We start from the raw sequence: 1,257 nt of genomic DNA, 5'->3' as shown, positions 1-1,257 counted from the left end.
GGCTCTTTGTCAAATAGGGTTGATGACTCATTTTAATCAAGATCAAGCAGCATAAGTTGTTGCTTGATCTTTTTTATTTGTCTGAGGGACATATAATCGCGTCATAAGTAAAATACGGTCTCTAAAATGACTGTAATTTCGATAGCCGTAGGCTGTTCGTTTCAATACTTTAATTTTATTATTAATACCTTCGATCGGGCCATTCGTTAAACCTGGATACGAGAACGTGTTGTGAATATACGTTTGGTACTTCTTAAAAGAACGTAAGACACGCCTTAACCCAGCTGGAAGCTGAAGTTGCTTCGCCTGAATTAAGGTAGATTCAAATCGTGGCCAATTGTTGGTACGGTAGGCATCCCCTAATTGATGGACAATCTGATAGGTGGCTTTTAGTTGGGTATCTTGAGCCAGTAAATAATCCACAATTCCTTGCGTATTCGTCAGCCAATCAAATAAAGGAAATCGGTGATAGGTTGTGGCTTTGAGGTCATTCGGATTTTTTTGGATTAACTTCCAATAGCGTTTTAATTTATTATATAATCGGCGGTCTTTGGTTCGAATGGTATTCATAAACTGCACACGATACTGCGATAATTCACGGTTTAAAGCCTGTATCAAGTGAAAGGGATCCATGATAATATCGGCATTGGGAAACCATCGATGAATGACTTGAATATAAGGTTCGTACATATCAATAGTGACAGATTTAACCTGACGGCGCACAGCGAGATCATAGCGAATAAAATAGTTTTTTAAAGAGCCCGCTTTTCGGTCTTCGACCACATCGACGACTTGATGATTTATAGCGTCGCAGTAAATAAAACTCATGGCGGCTTTGACTGATTTGACACTTTTGAATTCATCAAAACAGAGGTGCTCGGGTAACGAAGATGTGGGACGGATCCGAAGCGCAGCGGCAGCCTGATGAATGACGCGACGCACGGTATTCGGGGAAACATGGGTATCTTTGGCAATATCTACCTCTGACATCACACGTGTTGCCCGATCCATAATCATTTGTGTGACCCGCTTAGAAATAAAACAGTGAGGGTCCACAAAGGACGTTTTCGCTGTAAAGCTTTGGCCACAGGTTTTACATTTGAAGCGTTGTTTGGCTAAGTTTAAGTAGGCAGGAAGTCCCGTTATGCTCGCTAAAGTCAGACGAGAGTGACGCGTCCCATTTTTAACGACTTGATAGGCATCATTGACGATACCACAACATTCACAGGCTTTAGGAACATACGTTAATGTGCCAAA

Annotated in this window: 1 protein-coding gene; it reads right to left on the bottom strand. The window is 41.4% G+C overall.

Annotated elements, in window-relative coordinates; all coding sequences use genetic code 11:
* Positions 1-42: 42 nt before the first annotated feature.
* Positions 43-1,257: ISL3 family transposase (locus tag ACEN31_RS11515; protein WP_407109477.1), on the bottom strand; the 1,215-nt coding region annotated here is incomplete at its 5' end.

This window comes from Ruoffia sp. FAM 26255, from assembly GCF_045528525.1.
Taxonomy (GTDB): Bacteria; Bacillota; Bacilli; order Lactobacillales; family Aerococcaceae; genus Ruoffia; species Ruoffia tabacinasalis.
The sequence above is the reverse complement of the archived record's forward strand: the minus strand, read 5'-3'. Positions and strand labels throughout refer to the sequence as shown.